The sequence below is a fragment of the Deltaproteobacteria bacterium genome (assembly GCA_026712905.1).
In the GTDB taxonomy this organism is placed as follows: Bacteria; Desulfobacterota; Binatia; order UBA9968; family JAJDTQ01; genus JAJDTQ01.
The window spans coordinates 42,000-57,473 of sequence record JAPOPM010000098.1; the positions used below are offsets into that span (position 1 = coordinate 42,000).

The 15,474-nt window shown below is 65.2% G+C and carries 16 protein-coding genes; 9 read left to right on the top strand and 7 right to left on the bottom strand.

The window, feature by feature from the left end; all coding sequences use genetic code 11:
* The first annotated feature begins 285 nt into the window (after positions 1 to 285).
* The 4 genes from OXF11_07420 to OXF11_07435 all read left to right on the top strand — a co-directional run bounded on the left by OXF11_07420 (position 286) and on the right by OXF11_07435 (position 3,586).
* Positions 286 to 1,365: an ornithine cyclodeaminase family protein gene (locus OXF11_07420; GenBank protein MCY4486932.1), complete on the top strand. Its 1,080-nt coding sequence runs from the start codon at positions 286 to 288 to the stop codon at positions 1,363 to 1,365.
* A gap of 33 nt (positions 1,366 to 1,398) precedes the next feature.
* The gene (locus OXF11_07425; GenBank protein MCY4486933.1) at positions 1,399 to 2,031 is read left to right on the top strand and encodes an L-threonylcarbamoyladenylate synthase; all 633 of its coding nucleotides are present in this window, start codon (positions 1,399 to 1,401) and stop codon (positions 2,029 to 2,031) included.
* A gap of 177 nt (positions 2,032 to 2,208) precedes the next feature.
* Positions 2,209 to 3,192 carry a tripartite tricarboxylate transporter substrate binding protein gene (locus OXF11_07430; protein ID MCY4486934.1) on the top strand — a complete coding sequence of 328 codons (984 nt, stop codon included), beginning with the start codon at positions 2,209 to 2,211 and terminating at the stop codon, positions 3,190 to 3,192.
* A 43-nt stretch (positions 3,193 to 3,235) separates the two neighbouring features.
* Positions 3,236 to 3,586, top strand: a complete 351-nt coding sequence (locus tag OXF11_07435) for a hypothetical protein (GenBank protein ID MCY4486935.1) — start codon at positions 3,236 to 3,238, stop codon at positions 3,584 to 3,586.
* 107 nt (positions 3,587 to 3,693) lie between these two features.
* Here OXF11_07435 and OXF11_07440 read toward each other — a convergent pair whose 3' ends face one another.
* The 5 genes from OXF11_07440 to OXF11_07460 all read right to left on the bottom strand — a co-directional run bounded on the left by OXF11_07440 (position 3,694) and on the right by OXF11_07460 (position 7,141).
* Complete coding sequence (locus tag OXF11_07440; protein MCY4486936.1) at positions 3,694 to 4,473, bottom strand: SDR family NAD(P)-dependent oxidoreductase; 780 nt, start codon at positions 4,471 to 4,473, stop codon at positions 3,694 to 3,696.
* Positions 4,474 to 4,480: 7 nt separating this feature from the next.
* The gene (locus tag OXF11_07445) at positions 4,481 to 4,927 is read right to left on the bottom strand and encodes a heme-binding protein (protein ID MCY4486937.1); all 447 of its coding nucleotides are present in this window, start codon (positions 4,925 to 4,927) and stop codon (positions 4,481 to 4,483) included.
* Between the two features lie 188 nt (positions 4,928 to 5,115).
* The gene (locus tag OXF11_07450; GenBank protein MCY4486938.1) at positions 5,116 to 5,379 is read right to left on the bottom strand and encodes a hypothetical protein; all 264 of its coding nucleotides are present in this window, start codon (positions 5,377 to 5,379) and stop codon (positions 5,116 to 5,118) included.
* A gap of 76 nt (positions 5,380 to 5,455) precedes the next feature.
* On the bottom strand, positions 5,456 to 6,760 hold the full coding sequence (locus OXF11_07455; GenBank protein MCY4486939.1) for a Rieske 2Fe-2S domain-containing protein: 1,305 nt from the start codon (positions 6,758 to 6,760) through the stop codon (positions 5,456 to 5,458).
* Positions 6,761 to 6,877: 117 nt separating this feature from the next.
* Positions 6,878 to 7,141 carry a hypothetical protein gene (locus OXF11_07460; protein MCY4486940.1) on the bottom strand — a complete coding sequence of 88 codons (264 nt, stop codon included), beginning with the start codon at positions 7,139 to 7,141 and terminating at the stop codon, positions 6,878 to 6,880.
* A 154-nt stretch (positions 7,142 to 7,295) separates the two neighbouring features.
* Between OXF11_07460 and OXF11_07465 the strand changes: the two genes are divergently transcribed.
* Complete coding sequence (locus OXF11_07465; GenBank protein MCY4486941.1) at positions 7,296 to 8,762, top strand: putative DNA binding domain-containing protein; 1,467 nt, start codon at positions 7,296 to 7,298, stop codon at positions 8,760 to 8,762.
* Positions 8,763 to 8,917: 155 nt separating this feature from the next.
* Positions 8,918 to 9,436, top strand: a complete 519-nt coding sequence (locus tag OXF11_07470) for a permease (protein MCY4486942.1) — start codon at positions 8,918 to 8,920, stop codon at positions 9,434 to 9,436.
* Positions 9,437 to 9,448: 12 nt separating this feature from the next.
* Here OXF11_07470 and OXF11_07475 read toward each other — a convergent pair whose 3' ends face one another.
* Together OXF11_07475 and OXF11_07480 are read right to left on the bottom strand one after the other, a co-directional pair.
* Positions 9,449 to 11,059: a rhodanese-like domain-containing protein gene (locus OXF11_07475; protein MCY4486943.1), complete on the bottom strand. Its 1,611-nt coding sequence runs from the start codon at positions 11,057 to 11,059 to the stop codon at positions 9,449 to 9,451.
* Between the two features lie 18 nt (positions 11,060 to 11,077).
* Positions 11,078 to 12,259, bottom strand: a complete 1,182-nt coding sequence (locus OXF11_07480) for a Rieske 2Fe-2S domain-containing protein (protein MCY4486944.1) — start codon at positions 12,257 to 12,259, stop codon at positions 11,078 to 11,080.
* Positions 12,260 to 12,630: 371 nt separating this feature from the next.
* Here OXF11_07480 and OXF11_07485 point away from each other — a divergent pair, with 371 nt between their 5' ends.
* The 3 genes from OXF11_07485 to OXF11_07495 are packed head-to-tail and all read left to right on the top strand — an operon-like array spanning position 12,631 to position 15,273.
* A complete protein-coding gene (locus OXF11_07485; protein MCY4486945.1) occupies positions 12,631 to 13,497 on the top strand; it encodes an ABC transporter permease in 867 nt (288 codons plus the stop codon).
* 1 nt (position 13,498) lies between these two features.
* Entirely contained in the window at positions 13,499 to 14,272 is a 774-nt protein-coding gene (locus OXF11_07490; protein MCY4486946.1) for an ABC transporter ATP-binding protein, read from the top strand.
* Positions 14,269 to 15,273 carry an ABC transporter substrate-binding protein gene (locus tag OXF11_07495; GenBank protein ID MCY4486947.1) on the top strand — a complete coding sequence of 335 codons (1,005 nt, stop codon included), beginning with the start codon at positions 14,269 to 14,271 and terminating at the stop codon, positions 15,271 to 15,273. The genes OXF11_07490 and OXF11_07495 overlap by 4 nt, the downstream gene beginning before the upstream one ends.
* Positions 15,274 to 15,474 lie beyond the last annotated feature (201 nt).

Sequence of the window (15,474 nt, forward strand, 5' to 3'; positions counted from 1 at the left end):
CCGTGGTGTCGGATGAACCCTCGCGTATTATAATGCGAAATCACCCGACACCGCACTAGCCGGAATGTCCTTTGTTCTCGATGCCGGGAATGTTCGGTTCGTAATGAGTCTTGACGCATTCATGCCGATCCGGCGGGTGTTGCATGGCCGGCGCAGGTTGACGGTTCGTCGCCGGCCGGTCTACGTTGAGCACGATGGCGCGCGGCCGTCGCAAGGGGGCGCGGACCGCGCAATGGAAGAACCGAATCGAGGGACGGCAACCGGCTGTCCCTGGGGAACCGCATCATGCCGGACGACGACGTAAGGGTCCTGACCAACGACGACATGGAGGGTCTCCTCGAAATGGGGGAGATCGTCGAGGCCGTGGAAACGGCCTACGTCGAGCTGGGCCGGAAGATCGCGGAGGGGATGCCGCGGCGCCGGCTGCACATGCCGCTGGAGGGGCTGGAACGAACCTGGTACTGGCTGAACGTCATTCCCGGCGCCGTGCCTGCGTTCGATACGGCGGCGGTGCGTCTGGACTCGTCGCAGATCCGCTTCCGCAACGTCGGCGGCGGCAGCCGCATGGAGTTCCCCGGTGATTTCTCGGGCTTCGTCCTGCTCTTCAGCATCAAGGAGCGCGCGCTCAAGGGCATCGTCCACGACCACTACCTGTCGGCGCTGCGCGTGGGCGCCACCACGGGCGTGGCGGCGAAGTACCTGGCGCGGCCCGATGCGTCCGTGCTGGGCATCTTCGGCAGCGGCACCCAGGCCCATGGGCAGGTGTCGGCGCTGTGCGCCGTGCGGGACATCCAGGAGGTCAAGGTGTTCTCCCTCCGCGAAGAGAACCGCAAACGCTTCGCCAAGGAAGTGACCGAGCGCTACGGCGTGAAGGCGCGGGCGGTGCGGCGAGCGGAGGACGTGGTGCACGACTCGGACATCGTGGTCACGGCCACCAACTCCGGCGATCCGGTGTTCGACGGTGACTTGCTGGAGCCGGGCACCCATCTGGTGTCCATGATCGGCCCGGACTGGTTCGACAAGCGCCGGGAGCTGGACGACGCGGCCATCGAGAACTGCGACCTCATCGTGGTGAACTCCAAGGAGCAGGTGGAGATCGACGAGCAGCCGGAGCTGATGTCGCCCATCCGCAAGGGCATCATCGGCTGGGAGCAGATCCACGAGCTGGGCGACCTCGTCATCGGCACCATCGCCGGCCGGACCACAGCCTCCGAGATCACCCATCACAACAACAACTGCGGCATGGGCGTTCAGTTCGCCGCCATCGGCCACCTGGTGCTGGAAGAGGCGAAGAAGCGCAACCTCGGCACGCGGCTGCCGGCGGACCTGTTCATGACCCGGCGCACCGACGTGTCCTCTCCCTGAACCCTGAAGGCAATTGAAACCGGAGACTGTTTCATGGCGACGACTCTCGGCATCGATCCCCAACACCTCAAGGGACGGCACGTGGACCGCGCCGTCGAGGTCCTCAAGCGCGACGGCGTCATCGTCTATCCCACGGACACGATCTACGGCCTGGGCTGCGACGTCACCAGCAAGGCTGCGGTCGAGCGCATCCGCCGCATCAAGGGCCGCGACGCCGACAAGCCGATGTCGTTCGTGTGCTCCGACCTGGTGCAGGTGAGCCGCTACGGCCACGTGTCCAACTTCGTGCACCGGATTCTGAAGCGGTTCCTCCCGGGGCCCTATACCTTCGTGCTCACCGCCACCAAGGAGACCCCCAAGGTGCTCCAGTCCAAGCAGAAGACCGTGGGCATCCGCATCCCCGACCACCCCGTACCCCTGGCGCTGGTGGAACAGCTCGGCAACCCCGTGGTGAGCACCAGCGCCAACGAGAGCAACGAGGAGGTGGTGACGAATCCCGCCGACCTGGAGGCCATCTTCGGGCATCGGGTGGATCTCATCATGGAATGCGGCACTCTTCCGGTGCTGGCGTCCAGCGTGATCTCGCTGGTGGATGACCGCATCGCCATCCTGCGTGAAGGGCAGGGGGACCTGAGCTACTTCAAGAACGAGTTGGCCGCCGGTTGAGCACCGCGGCGCGCCGTGTTCCCCGGACACTCTTGTTTCCGGCCATCGCATTGACAGGCAAAAGAGGCTTGTGTTAGGCATCCGCCCCAATGCCGCCTGATCCCTACCGGACGAAATCCGGAGTGGACCCCGGCGGCAGCGGACACGAAGGCAACGCATTACCCAAGGAGGACACTCATGTTGCGTAAACTGATCGGATGGGCTCTGCTGTCGGCTGTTTTGTGGATTGCCGCGCCGGCGGACGTGGTGCTGGCGCAGGACAAGTACCCGAACAAGACCATCACCTGGTTGATCCCGTATGGTCCGGGCGGCGGTTTCGATCTTCACAGCCGCGCCATGGTCCCGGGCCTGAGGAAGGCCCTGGGCGTCAACATCATCATCCGCAACCAGCCGGGCGCGGGCGGCAACATCGCCTGGAACCTCACCTGGGCATCCAAGCCCGACGGCTACACCATCTCCACGGTCAACATCCCCGGAGCCATCGTCTCCGAATTGTTCAACGAGCCGAAGCCGCACTACAGCCTGAAGAAGTTCTCCTGGATCGGCCAGATCTCGGCAGGACCTTACGTCTTCGCCGTGGGCGCCAAGACCCCGTTCCACAAACCGGAGGACCTGCGCAACGCCAAGGAGGTGCTGGTGACCGGCACGGGAGTCGGCGGGACGGCATGGGTGACGGAGGTGCTCACCGCCGCGGTCATGAAATTCAACCACCGTTTCGTCCTGGGCTACCCCAGCGCGCCCGCGTCCAACATGGGGATCGTGCGCGGCGAGGGCGACGGCCGTGCGCTGGGCCTGGATTCTCCGGGTCAGATGCGCTTCGTCCGCGAAGGCGACATGAGGGCCTTGTGGGTGTACCTGGACGAGCGTTCTCCGGAATTCCCCAACGTGCCCACCGTGGGCGAGCTGGGGCACCCGGAACTCACGGTGCTGGCATCGCACCGGGTGGTCACGGCGCCTCCGAACATGCCCAAGGACCGGCTGGAAATCCTCCAGAACGCGTTCAACGCGGCCACCAAGGACCCCGACGTCCTGGCACGATTCGCCCAGATGAAGGCCAAGATCGAGCCGGTGGTAGGCCAGGATTGGGTGGATATGCTCAACGGCTTCTACGGCCTGATCCAGGACAACGCCGAGATCGTCAAGAAGTCATTGAAGAACTAGCGCGCTGCCGCGCGCCCGCGCCAGACGGGAAAGGGAAAGTCGCATGCAGACTTTGAGACTCTACACCGGAGACGACGGCGAATCCCATTTCGAGGACATCGACCTGAAGTTCGAGCCGGACCGGCAGATGGAAAGCGTCGTCCTGGGCGCGGCCAAGAGCGTCAACGTCCGCCGGGTTCCGCCGGGCGTGCTGCTCGACTGGCACCCGGCCCCCCGGCGGCAGTACCTGTTCACTCTCTCGGGAGCGTGGGACATCGAGTGCGGCGGGGGAGAGGTGCGGCGTTTCCAGGCCGGCGATATCATGCTTGCGGACGACCTCACCGGCCGCGGCCATCGGAGCCGCGTTGTCGGCGATGAGCCGCACGTGTTCGCGGTGGTGCCGTTGGCCGACTGAGAGTAAGCGGAGAAGTTCTCGCAGCGTCCTTCGACTTCGGTTCACGGGTTGGAACGAACGAAGTCGAAGGGCGCCGACTCTTGCGCCGAGCAAGAGAAGGGGATTCCTTACGCGCTGGCGGCGGACGCGCCGCCGTCCACCACCAGGGTCGTGCCGGTGACGAATGACGATTCGTCGGAGGCCAGGAACAGGATCGTGCTGGCCACCTCCCGCGGCTCACCCCAGCGCTTCATGAGCGTGTGCTGCGCGCCCGTTCGGCGCAACTCCTCCTCGCTGATCCCGCGTGCCTCGGCGCGCGCGATGTGAAAAGGTGTGATGGTTGGGCCGGGACAGACGGTGTTCACGCGAATGCCGTGTCCCACCTCCTCGATGGCCAGGGTGCGGCCGAGGCTCACCACCGCGGCCTTGGTGACGTCGTACTGTCCCATTCCCGCGCGCCCGGTCACCCCGAATACCGAAGAGACGTTGACGATGCTGCCGCCGCTCCGGGCGCGCAGCAGGGGCACGGCCGTCTTGCAGCAGTGGACCGTGGCCATGAGGTTGACCGCCAGGATGGAATCCCAAGAGTCCTCCTCGGCGTCGGCCAAGGGCCCGTATACCCGGATGCCGGCGACGTTCACGAGAACGTCCAGGCCGCTGAAGTGCGCGCTCGCGGCGGCCATCGTCCTGCGCGCCTCGGCCTCGTCGCTCAGGTCGGCCGCCAGAGGAAGGACGTCCGCCGAAGGCACCCGCTCGCGGATCTCCGCGGCCTTGGCCTCGGCGGCGGCGCCGTCGCGGTCGACGACGGTCAATCCGGCGCCTTCCTCGGCGAACAGCATGGCGGTGGCGCCGCCGATGCCCCCGCCGCCGCCGGTGATGAACGCGACCTTGTCCTGGAGACGGCCCACGCGCCGCCTACCGTGAATGGCCCAGCGCCGAGCGCATGGCCACGTCCGCCGCCGGGAACGAGAAGCCTTCCGCCTCGAGCGCAGCGGCGGCCACTTCCTCGTCTTCGTGGGGCGCGGCGCCGCTCACGCCGATGCCGCCCACCAGCTCGTCGCCCATCCAGACGGGCAAGCCGCCCTGGCCGATGGCCATGCGGCCGTCGTGTATGATCTGGACGCCGGCGTAGAACACCGGTTTGGGGTTGGCCTTCTCTTCCAGACCGCCGGTGCTCTGCCGGAAGGCCGCGGCCGCGAAGGCCTTGCCCCGGGCGATGTCCGGCGCCACGAATTTGGTCCCGTCCATGCGCCCGGCCCACATGAAGTTGCCGCTGGCATCCACCACGGTCACCGTTACCAGGTAGCCCTTTTCCTCTGCCGCGCGGATGCCGGCATCCACCAGCGCCCGCGCCTGTTTCATTCCAAAGCTCAAAGCAAGTCTCCTCTCTCCATCTTGTCAACGTCTCGCAACGTCGTTACCGCGGAACAGGGTGCGTCAAGATTCGCCGCGCGGAGACGTAATGAGTAAGTCATTCCCGCTTTCCAGGCTGTGTCAAAACGAAGCCCGGACAAGAATTGGCGGTGGCGTTTCGTGGCCAAGTGGCGTCATCACACACTCTGTTTCCCGGCCCTCATGAGCCTCTCCAGCGGGCGGCGAGGCACCGGGATGTCCGCGCCCGCGGCGAGAAGCTCCCGCACGATGCGCTCGCGGTTGCGGTCGAGGTCGTCCAGGGCTTCTTCGGGCGAAAGCCCCTCGCCGAAGCAACCCGGGAACTCCGGATACTCGGCCCGGCGCAGCCACCGGCCGTCGGGTCCCCGAACCGCGGCCACGCGCAACACGTAGGGCACGGCCATGTACTCTTCAAACGTCACGGTCGAACGTTCCTGTCGTCACTGTTTCCCGGCGGCCGACTGGCTCCGTGGCAACCTTGGCAACGAATGCGGCGGCCTACGAGGCGATGTTCACGCGGTCCTGCACCGCCTCGACCCACGCGGCATCGTTGGGCAGCCGCACCGAGGTGGCGCGGACGTGGTGCAGCTTCGGGTCCAGTCCCGGCGGGTCGGCCTGTCCCTCCCGCAGCATCCTGGCGGAGTCGATGAGACACTTGCGCACCTTGATGATGGCGGTGTCGCTGGTGCCCAGGCGTTCCCGGGTGCGGTCGAAGATGGGGCCCTGGCTCTCGGTCATGGCGCGGTCCTGCATGCCGAAACCGGGAATGCCGCAGAACATGCGCGTGCGGTGTGCCTCCCAGTCCATGCCGTAGTCGTCGTCGGGGGTCGCCTCGGGGCGGACGTCGCCGTAGGGGCCGTTGATGGGCGGCCCGAAGCGCGTGATGTGGGAGCTGAAGCCGTCGGCCAGGGACGCCAGCTCTTCTTCCCGCAGCGGGCGCGTGGGGTGCCAGGTGATGGTCCAGTTGATGAGGTGCTCGTCGTCCGCCGGCACCCACGCGTGCGAGTGCAGGATCGGATCCTCGTCCTGGGGCGGCGGCATGGTGTAGAAGGGCATGAGGAACTGCGTGATGCGCCAGTAGTAATGGTCGTCGGGTGCATTCCGCCGGGCTCCGATCATGACCCCGTAGTCCGTGTCCACGACCTCGAAGCGCGGGCTCCGGTCCGTGGTCCCCACGGCGGTGTCCACGCCGAAGCCGGCCTTCTCGAGGCTCTCCAGGGATGTGCGGTCGGTGGCATCCAGCGGCGCGTGCAGGAACGAGATGTGGCTGGAGTCGATGCCGCCTTCCAGCGCCTGAAAGTAGTTGTTGCTCTGGTAGTACTTCGAGATGAAGCGCTGGTTGTCCGCCAGCCCCAGCCACTCGAAGTCCGGCAGGTCCGTCATGTGCGCGGGATCGCCCATGAACGCCCACACCACGCCGCCGCGCTCGCGGCAGGGATAGGCGGGATGCCGCACGGCGTGCTTGAAGTCCGTTTCCGGGGACTCGTTGGGCATCTCCAGACAGCGCCCGTCGAGCCCGTACTTCCAGCCGTGGTAGCAGCAGCGCAACCCGTCCGGCTCCACGCGCCCGTAGTAGAGCGACACGCGCCGGTGCGAGCACGTCTCGCCCAGCAATCCGGCCTCGCCGCGAGTGGTGCGAAACGCCACCATGCTCTCGCCCAGTATGCGGACCCTCTTGGTCCGGCCGCCGGCCTCCAGCTCGCTCGAAAGGACCACCGGCACCCAATAGCGCCGCATCAGCGCGCCCATGGGGGTGCCTGGGCCGACTTGTGTCAGGATGTCGTTGTCTTCTCTGGTCAGCATGCTCGTCCTCGATGCCAGTGTAGTGCGCGGAGCCTAAAGAACTACAATCGGTATTACGTTTGTGTCAAGTCTGCCGTTCGTCGCGCTGATAGGGCACGACAAAGGGTGGCGTAACGGTCAATCGGGTGTCGAGATCTTGGGTCGGAGGCGCTTGCTGAGCCCCCTGCGTTCGGTGAACGCTACCTCGGTCCAGAAAACTCGGGTGCTGAAGGTGATGTGCATCAAGGCGAATACACCGTCGACGACCGAGCGCCCACGGTCGAGGCAGTAATGCAATTGTCCCAGGTCGAACCAGGCGACGCGTAGCATCCGAGATCGACCGGGACCGTCCGAGTGGAGCGCGAGCTTGGCGATATCGTTCATGCCGGGGCGCTTGGTCATTCTGGGGACGGGGTCGGTTCAACATCGAGGACGTTTCGGCTGGGGAGAATCTCCTACGCAAGGAAAATCAAGTCGTTTCATCGGCCACGAAATCCCGTTATCATCCACCTGTGGTTTTAATAGGAGAGGCTTGTCAGTGCACCAGGCGGGGTGATTGCTGTGCTTCAAGCCTGACGGCGGCGGCCGGGCCAACGGCAGGGATGCGCGCATGACCCCTGAGCAGATTTCGGCGCTCGTTGCATCCGGCGAATCCGAGACGCTGGAGTTGAAGGCCACGACGAGAACGCGACGCGAGGCGGCAGCGACCGTGTGCGCCATGCTCAATCGGCGCGGTGGATACGTGTTGTTCGGCGTCACGCCAGAAGGCAGCATCGTGGGCCAGCAGGTGAGCGAACGGACGCTGGAGGAGGTAAGCGCCGAGATCCAACGGATAGATCCGCCGGCGTTTCCAGAGATCGAGAGAGTCCGAGTGTCCAGGAACTTGGAGGTGGTCGCGATCCGCGTGAGTCGGGGCGCTTCGCCGCCGTATCAATACCGTGGAGCCTCCTATCGGCGCGTGGGGAACACGACACGGACCATGTCGGTCGACGAATACAACCGGATGCTCTTCGAGCGCATGCACAACGAGCGACGCTGGGAAAACCAGCCCGCCACCGGATGGACTGTCGACGACCTGGACACGGTGGAAATCCGCAATACTGTGGCGGAGGCAGTGCGGATTGGTCGGTTGAACGAACCCGGCAGTCGGGAACCCGAGGAGTTGCTGCGCGGTTTGGGTCTGATTCGCGAAGGCGTCCTCTTTCGGGCGGCAGCAGCGCTCTTCGGGAATGCCGAGCGGCTGGAAAGCGAGATGCCGCAGTGCCTGCTCCGTGTGGCTCGTTTCCGAGGGCTCGATCGATCGGAGTTCCTGGACAATCGCCAGTTCAATGGCAACGCCTTCACGCTCCTGGCAAGCGCGGAACGCTTTCTGCGTGATACCCTCCCCATCGCTAGCCGGTTCGAGTCAGGCCGCATCCAGCGCATCGACGAACCTCTTTACCCGCCTTTGGCTACACGGGAAGCGCTCGCGAACGCGCTGTGTCATTGCGACTACGCGATGGGCGGCGGCTCCCTTGGTCTCGCAGTGTACGACGACCGCCTGGAGGTGACGTCGACGGGTCCGCTGCACTTCGGGCTGACTCCCGATAATCTGTTCGGGCCGCACGAGTCGAGGCCTTGGAATCCGCTCATCGCTCGCACGTTCTATCGGCGCGGTATCATCGAGGAGTGGGGCCGCGGTACGCTCAGGATGGCTGATTTGGCTACGGCCGCTGGCTTGCCCCGACCCGAGATCGAGGAACATGGCGATTGCGTGACGGTGCGCTTCCGGCGTTCCGGCTATGTGCCGCTCAGACGCAGCGGGGACGACCTGATCAGGCGGCGAGAGGCGATTTTGGCACTGCTGGATGACGCGGAGGATGGCTTGGCGTTGCGCGACATTGCTGCCGGTTTGGTATCTGATGCCACCGAACGGCAGGTTAAGCGAGCCTTGGCGGGGTTGCGTGATCGTGGTTTGGCGAGGTCAAATGGGCGTGGACTGGCGGCCCGGTGGAGGCGAATTCGGTCTGGAGAAAGCGAATAGGCTCCTTGCGACCCTTGGGGTTTTATTAGGGGTTCATGGGGGTCCAATAGGGGGCTTATTGGGGGCAGGTCGGTTGAGCTGATCGGCGGTTTCGAGGTCCGGAAGACATGCAACGCGTTCGCAGAAGAAAGCGCGGTTTGGCAGGGAGGCTCGGTATGGACGGCGGCTTTTGGTTCATGTTCGGGGCCAGCATCGTCGTCGGCGTGTTCGTGCTCTATTCCTACGGCGCGCACAGGGCGCTGGAAGGCCTGTCGAGCGGGGGCCAGCTTCTCATGGCCACGCTTCCCAAGATGATCTTCGCCTTCACCGTGGCGGGCCTGATCCAGGTCATCCTCCCTACCGACCTGATCTCGGAGTGGATCGGCGAGGGCTCCGGACTCAAAGGGCTCCTGATCGGCACGGTGGCGGGCACCCTCACCCCCGGCGGGCCGATGATGCACTTTCCCATCGTCGCGTCGCTGCTGCACTCCGGCGCCGGCTCCGGTCCCATCATCGCCTACCTGACCGCGTGGTCCCTGCTCGGGCTCCATCGCGTCGTGATATGGGAGATACCCATCCTGGGCTTCGAGATATCGGCGGTGCGTTTCGTGGCGAGCCTGGCGCTGCCGCCGCTGGTGGGTTTCGTGGGATCGTATCTCTTCCACAGCCTGCCGACCCGGCTTCCCGGACCGTGACCGACCCGCGCGTTACGAAGGCGAATCCGCCGGATCGTCCTTGACGAGATCGATCTCCCACGACAGGTAGCGTTCCATGTCCTCACGGGACTTGCCCAGGGCACCGGTCCACACGCTGTGACCGAAGTCGGCCTGCGCGTCCTCGGTGGACACGCCCGTGCCTTCCAGACCGTCTTCGAGGTTGCGGCCCGTGCTCTCCCACGCCCGAGTCCCGCCTTCGAGCACCTGGACCCTGGCATACCCGAGTTCCCGCAGAGTCCCCGCCGCCAGCGTGGAACGGATCGCGTTGTCGCACACCATCACCAGCGCCGCGTCCTTGTCCGGCGCGGTGGCCTCGATGTCGAGTTCCAGGCGTCCGCGGGGAAGCCAGCGCGTTCCGGGAATATGGGCGAATCCGTATTCGCCGATGCTGCGTACGTCGAGGGCGAGACCGGATGCGTCCAGGTGCGCCTGGAGACCGGCGGCGTCGGTGAAGCGGGTCCGGGCGTGCGCTTCATCGAGTCCGAAGACGGCAAGCTCCGGCACGCCCTGTTCAAGGGGCAGGCCGGCGTCCCGCCACCGCTGCAGGCCGCCCTCCAGGACCGACACGTCGCGGAAGCCGAGCTGCTGCAGCAGCGACGCCGCCCACACCGGCCGCAGGTCGTCGTCGGAGATCAGGAACACCGGGGCGGCGCGCACGGCGAGGAAGTTCTCATGGGCCAGGGCCATCTGCCCCAGCGGGAGCGAGATGGCGCGGGGAACGTGGCCGGCCTGGAACTCTTCCGGCAAGCGCACGTCCAGGAGATAGAAGGCTTGGTCGGAGTCGTAGACGCCGCGAAACGTTTCCAGCGTGCTCCGGCGCACCGCCGCGGTCGAGGCGAGGGCGTCGGTTGCCCGTTGGATGCGCGCGACACGTGTTGCCGAGGCCGGCGCGGGCACCTCCCGGCCCGGACCCTCGGCGATGTCGTGCCCGGACAGGAACCAGCCCATGACGCCGTTCTCCAAGGCGTAGACATTGTCGAAGCCGTTGTCGTGCAGCAGTTTGGCACCGAGGATGCCGCGGGTGCGGCCGGCGCAACTCACCACCAGCGTGGTGCCGTCCCTGAGCGGCAGACGCGGCGCGTCCACCAGCAGATTGCCGCCGGGAATGTGGTAGGTGTCGGGAACGTGGCCGCGCAGGTACTCTTCGCGCGAGCGCACGTCCACCACCACCAAGTCGTCCCCGGCCGCGCGCCGGCGGGCCAGTTCCGGCGCGTTCATGTGGGTGACGTCGCCGCCGTGCGCCACGCGCTCGCCGTACTCCTTGCCGTGCACGCCCCATCCCGAACGCACCGGCAGCCCTTGCCGTTGCCACGCCTCGACCCCGCCGGCCAGTACCCTGACGTCGCCGTAGCCCATGCGTTCCAGGGTCTCGGCGGCTAGCGCGCTACGGTTCCCGTCGTCGCACAACACCACCACCGGAACACGTGTGTCCGGCACCATCACGGGCAGCCGCAGCTCCAGTGTACCCCGGTTTACGGGACTGGTCCCGGCGATCTGCGCGCGGGCGAACTCGCCGCGTTCGCGTACGTCGATGCAGGCGTAGGGTTCATCCGAAGCGAGCAAAGCCTGCAAAATCGAGGGGTCGATAGTGGAATGGCTCAAGGGTCTCCTCCCGTTTGGTCACGCCACGTGCGCGGGCCGCTCCGCGTACACGATGGCGCCGGACGTGGTGGCAACGCACGCGGCTTTCTCGTGATCGCGGATGATCCCCTTGGGATCCTTCCCGGCCTTGACGTCGTCGATGGCGGTCTTGAGGATCTTCCGGAACAGCAGCACCCCTTCGTCCGAGCTGACGTGGCGTTCCATGGCGTGCAACACGATCTCGCCCTGGCTCTCCTGGGCCTCCTTGTCGTCGGGATAGCGCTGGCTGTACTCGTAGTTACGGGGACCGCGGCCCGCCGGGGCGAGCTTCTCGCGGCCGGACAGCTCCCAGGTGTCGGTCCCGTCCGGCACCCAGCGGATGCTGGCGCCGAGTTGATGGGTGTCGTCCACGGGGACGCAGAAGGACACCCGGTCCACCTTCTCCGTCACCGGCTCGTCCGTGTAGGTCAGGTGAACGTTGAGCGGCATGATGTTTTCCCAGATGACGTCGGCCCAGCGTCCGTCTTCCATCCTGCGGGTCATGACGAAGCGGATGCCCAGGTCGGTCTCCTCGTAAACCAGCCGCTCCGGCAAGGTGGAATGGGCCTGGGTGGGGAACTGGGCGCCGCTGTGCACCGTGTGCAGCCACACCGCATGGAGCGCGTCCATGAGGTTCTCCTCGCTTTGGAGCCAGTTGCAGTCCTGGGCTCCGCCCACCCGGGGGCCGAAGCGCGCCTTCAGCGTGCCTCCCTCCGCCTCCAGCACGTCGTAGCGGGGCAGCAGCGGCATCTTCTCCAGCGGCCCCATATAGGCGAACAGCAGCCCGCCGTACTCCTGCACCGGGTAGGCGGGGTGCCAGATGTGGTCCTTGACCGTGCTGTCGGGCGGCTCCAGCGGCATGTCAAGGATGCGGCCCTCCACGTCGTAGAGCCAGCCGTGGTAGCAGCAGCGCAGCCCGTCCCGTTCCACCCGCCCGTACTCCAGCGAGGTGCCCCTGTGGCTGCAGCGGAAGAAGAGCAGCCCCGGGCGCCCTTGTCCGTCCCGGAACGCCACCAGGTCTTCGCCCAGGATGCGGATGCGTTTGGGCAGGTCGCCGAGGTCGGCGGACTGGCACACCGGTTGCCAGTAACGTCGCATCAACTCGCCGCAGGGCGTACCCGGTCCCACGCGGGTGAGTTCGGGGTCTATGTCGGGAATCTTGAGACCGTAGGCGCTGCGCATGACGTTCCTCCTGGCCCGTGTGGGCGGCCTGGCATCCGGCTAGTGTCGTGTCCCGTAAATTCCTGGCATAAGTTGCGCAGGATTTTTCGTCGTCGGCACGTGAGCTATCACGCCGGCTCCGGAAGGCGGTTTGGCAGCGGATATATCAACAGCCGCGGGGTGAGTAAAGCGGGCGAGGGACGAAATCCGCGGCGGACCAGGAGAAGACCAAGGGTACTTCGCCTTGTTTGACAGGGATGGCGTAATCGGACTAATATCGGCTCGCCTGTCTCGAATTGTCAGGCTGGCGGAGTTTTCATCGCTGATGCGATGCTCCATACGCGGTTTCATGAAGCCGCGGAGAAACGGATCGAACCCGGAGATTCTCATTTATGGCGAAACAGGAGGATTTGGCGCTGGGGACAGGGGGGGTGGCCACACCAGACGCGGACCCGTCCCAGGGGCCGCGGAAAACCTCCTCCGTCTTTAGCGAGGCGGGTTGGGACGTCGCTCTCCGCGTAGGCTCCATCTTCGCGCTCATCATTGCATGGTGGGCGATGGGCCTCTTCTTCCCGCCCGCGCTGATACCGAGGCCGTGGGAAACCTTCGGCGAGGTAGGCGTCATCATCAAGACGGGCGAGTTCTATCACCACATGGGCAACACGCTTTGGCGCGTGTTCGTCGGCTTCGGCCTTGCCATGGTGGTGAGCACGCCCCTCGGGATCATCATGGGGAGCTTTCGCAATCAGGAGAGCTTCTTCGAGCCTCCGGTGATCCTCGGCCTCACCATGCCGGGCCTTATCTGGGCGCTGCTGATGCTCATGGTCTTCGGCATCAAGGAGATCAGCGCCTACCTCGCGGTGGCCGTGACCATCTCTCCCATGCTCACCATCAGCATCTGGCAGGGGACCAAGTCCATCGACAAGGATTTGATCGACATGAGCACGGCGTTCCGCGCCAGCGTGTATTCCAAGCTGGTGGACGTGATCCTGCCGCAGTTGGTGTCGCATATCCTCGCCGCCATCCGGTACGGTCTGGGGCTGGCGTGGAAGGTGATCGTGCTGGTCGAAGGGTTCGGCTTCAGCAACGGTGTCGGCTATCAGGTCATGCACCAATTCGACCTCTTCTCGGTGAAGGGGGTGCTGGCCTGGGCCATCACGTTCCTGATCGTGATGATCTTCCTTGAGTTCGGTGTGGTGGGTGTGCTGGAGCGCAGCGTCACCCGCTGGCGGCCGCGCGTCGAGGCTTGGAGGCGGTAGGTTGGCGTACGTACGGATTGACCAAGCTGTCAAATTCTTCTCCCGCGAGGACGGCTCGCCGCTGAAGGTGCTGGACGGTATCTCCTTCGACACCAAAGAGTACGGCATCACGGCGCTTCTCGGGCCATCGGGCTGCGGCAAGTCGACGCTGTTGAACATCATCACCGGCCTTGAGCGCCTCGACCACGGCCAGGTGGAGATCATCTCCAGCGGCGAGGACGAAAAGCGGGCACACCCGCAGTTGGGCTACGTGTTCCAGGATCCGAGGCTGCTCAACTGGAAACGCGTGGACGACAATCTGCGGTTCGCCCTCAAGGGCATGGAGGTGCCGAACAAGGAGTGGGACGAGCGGCTCGACAAGTACCTGTCGCTGGTGGGCCTTACGGACTTTCGTAAGCAGTATCCCCTCTACCTGTCCGGCGGTATGCGGCAACGGGTGGGTCTTGCCCGCGGGCTCGTGATCGAGCCGCAGGTGCTGTTGATGGACGAGCCCTACAGCAAGCTCGACCAGCTCACGGCGCGGCAGTTGCGGGAGGACACCCTCCAGATCTGTTCCCGGTTGAAGCAGACCGCCTTGCTGGTCACCCACGACGTGGAGGAATCCGCCTACATGGGGGACCGGATCGTGATTTTCTCCGCCCGACCTGCGCGCATCGCCGCGGTTTACGAGAACCCCCTCCGCTCCGCGGAGCGGGACACCGACGACATGCGGTTCATCGAGTTCAAGAAGGAAGTGCTGGAAACCATACTCAATCTAGTCAAGGAGGGAGCATGATGATTGCAAGAATGAAGCGGTTTCGTCTACTGGTCTTGGCCGCGGGGTTGTTCCTGTTCGCTCCGGGTCTGTCGGTTCCGGCCCTCGGCGCGGACCTGCCCGAGGTGGATTTCGGTCTGCCCTCCGGCGGCGTGTTCGGCTTGGGGGGCCAGTACATGATCGACAAGAAGCTGGACCGCAAGCACGGCTTCATCGCCAAGCCCCGTTGGGGCGGAGTGGCCAACGTCGAGCGTCTCATCGCCATCGGCGCCATCCCGGTGGGTCTGGCCACCGTGGAGTCCGCGCTGCGCGCGAACATGAAGGGCATCCCCCTCAAGCTGGTGCAGCCCTACATGAGGACGATGCACAACTACATCCTGGTGCGCAAGGATTCCCCGTACAAGTCCATCAACGACCTCAAGGGGAAGTCCATCGCGGTGCCACGGGAAGTCACGTCGGCTTATAACCTGTTCGACTTCATGATGAGGAAGCAGGGCGTCTCCATCGAGAAGGACTTCCAGCTCAAGAAGCTCGGCGCCGCGGGCATCATCGCGGTGATGGAAAAGGGTGAGGTGGAGGCCGCGCTCCATTGGGAAGCGCACGTGACCCGGATGCTCGCCACGGGGAAATACCGCTCCATCGCCAAGCTGGGCGACGTGATCACCGAGGTCCTGAACAAGGATATCCACATGTTCGGCTGGGTGGGAGCTCAGGAGGCCTGGGCGAAGAAGAACCCCGGAGTTGTGGGCAAGATACGCGCCGCGTGGCAGGAGATGATCGCCGGCGTTCAGAACGACCCCGAGCACTTCCGGAAGTACGCCAAGAAGATTTTCGGGCTGGAGGGGAAGGAAGTGGTCGATCTCGGCTACGAGCGGGTCAGGCCTTTTCTGCTTCCCGCCGACTTCAAGTGGCCAAACCCGAAGAGTCTGGCGAATCAGAAACAGTATCTGAAGGACGGCATCGCGCTGGGTATTTTCCCCAAGGAGGCCGAGGCACAGATCGACGGTCTGTTCGTGCCCTAGCGTCGTAGGCACAACAGCCGCGCGGGACCGACGCTCAGCCTGGGAGGTTCGCTCCGGCGCGGCGGTGGTTGGTGAAAGGCCGGGGAAGGGTACTCTTTCCCCGGCCTTTCTTTGTGGTGCCGCCCACAGGCACAGGTCCCTGACCCGGCGGTGGCTCGTGGGGTACGAGTCGTCGGTGTTTTTCGATTGACAGGACCAGCG

Bases quoted from the DNA above. Each gene is read 5' to 3' on its own strand.
- OXF11_07420 (MCY4486932.1), top strand. From the start codon at position 286: ATGCCGGACGACGACGTAAGGGTCCTGACCAACGACGACATGGAGGGT.
- OXF11_07425 (MCY4486933.1), top strand. From the start codon at position 1,399: ATGGCGACGACTCTCGGCATCGATCCCCAACACCTCAAGGGACGGCAC.
- OXF11_07430 (MCY4486934.1), top strand. From the start codon at position 2,209: ATGTTGCGTAAACTGATCGGATGGGCTCTGCTGTCGGCTGTTTTGTGG.
- OXF11_07435 (MCY4486935.1), top strand. From the start codon at position 3,236: ATGCAGACTTTGAGACTCTACACCGGAGACGACGGCGAATCCCATTTC.
- OXF11_07445 (MCY4486937.1), bottom strand. From the start codon at position 4,927: ATGAAACAGGCGCGGGCGCTGGTGGATGCCGGCATCCGCGCGGCAGAG.
- OXF11_07455 (MCY4486939.1), bottom strand. From the start codon at position 6,760: ATGCTGACCAGAGAAGACAACGACATCCTGACACAAGTCGGCCCAGGC.
- OXF11_07460 (MCY4486940.1), bottom strand. From the start codon at position 7,141: ATGACCAAGCGCCCCGGCATGAACGATATCGCCAAGCTCGCGCTCCAC.
- OXF11_07470 (MCY4486942.1), top strand. From the start codon at position 8,918: ATGGACGGCGGCTTTTGGTTCATGTTCGGGGCCAGCATCGTCGTCGGC.
- OXF11_07480 (MCY4486944.1), bottom strand. From the start codon at position 12,259: ATGCGCAGCGCCTACGGTCTCAAGATTCCCGACATAGACCCCGAACTC.
- OXF11_07485 (MCY4486945.1), top strand. From the start codon at position 12,631: ATGGCGAAACAGGAGGATTTGGCGCTGGGGACAGGGGGGGTGGCCACA.
- OXF11_07495 (MCY4486947.1), top strand. From the start codon at position 14,269: ATGATGATTGCAAGAATGAAGCGGTTTCGTCTACTGGTCTTGGCCGCG.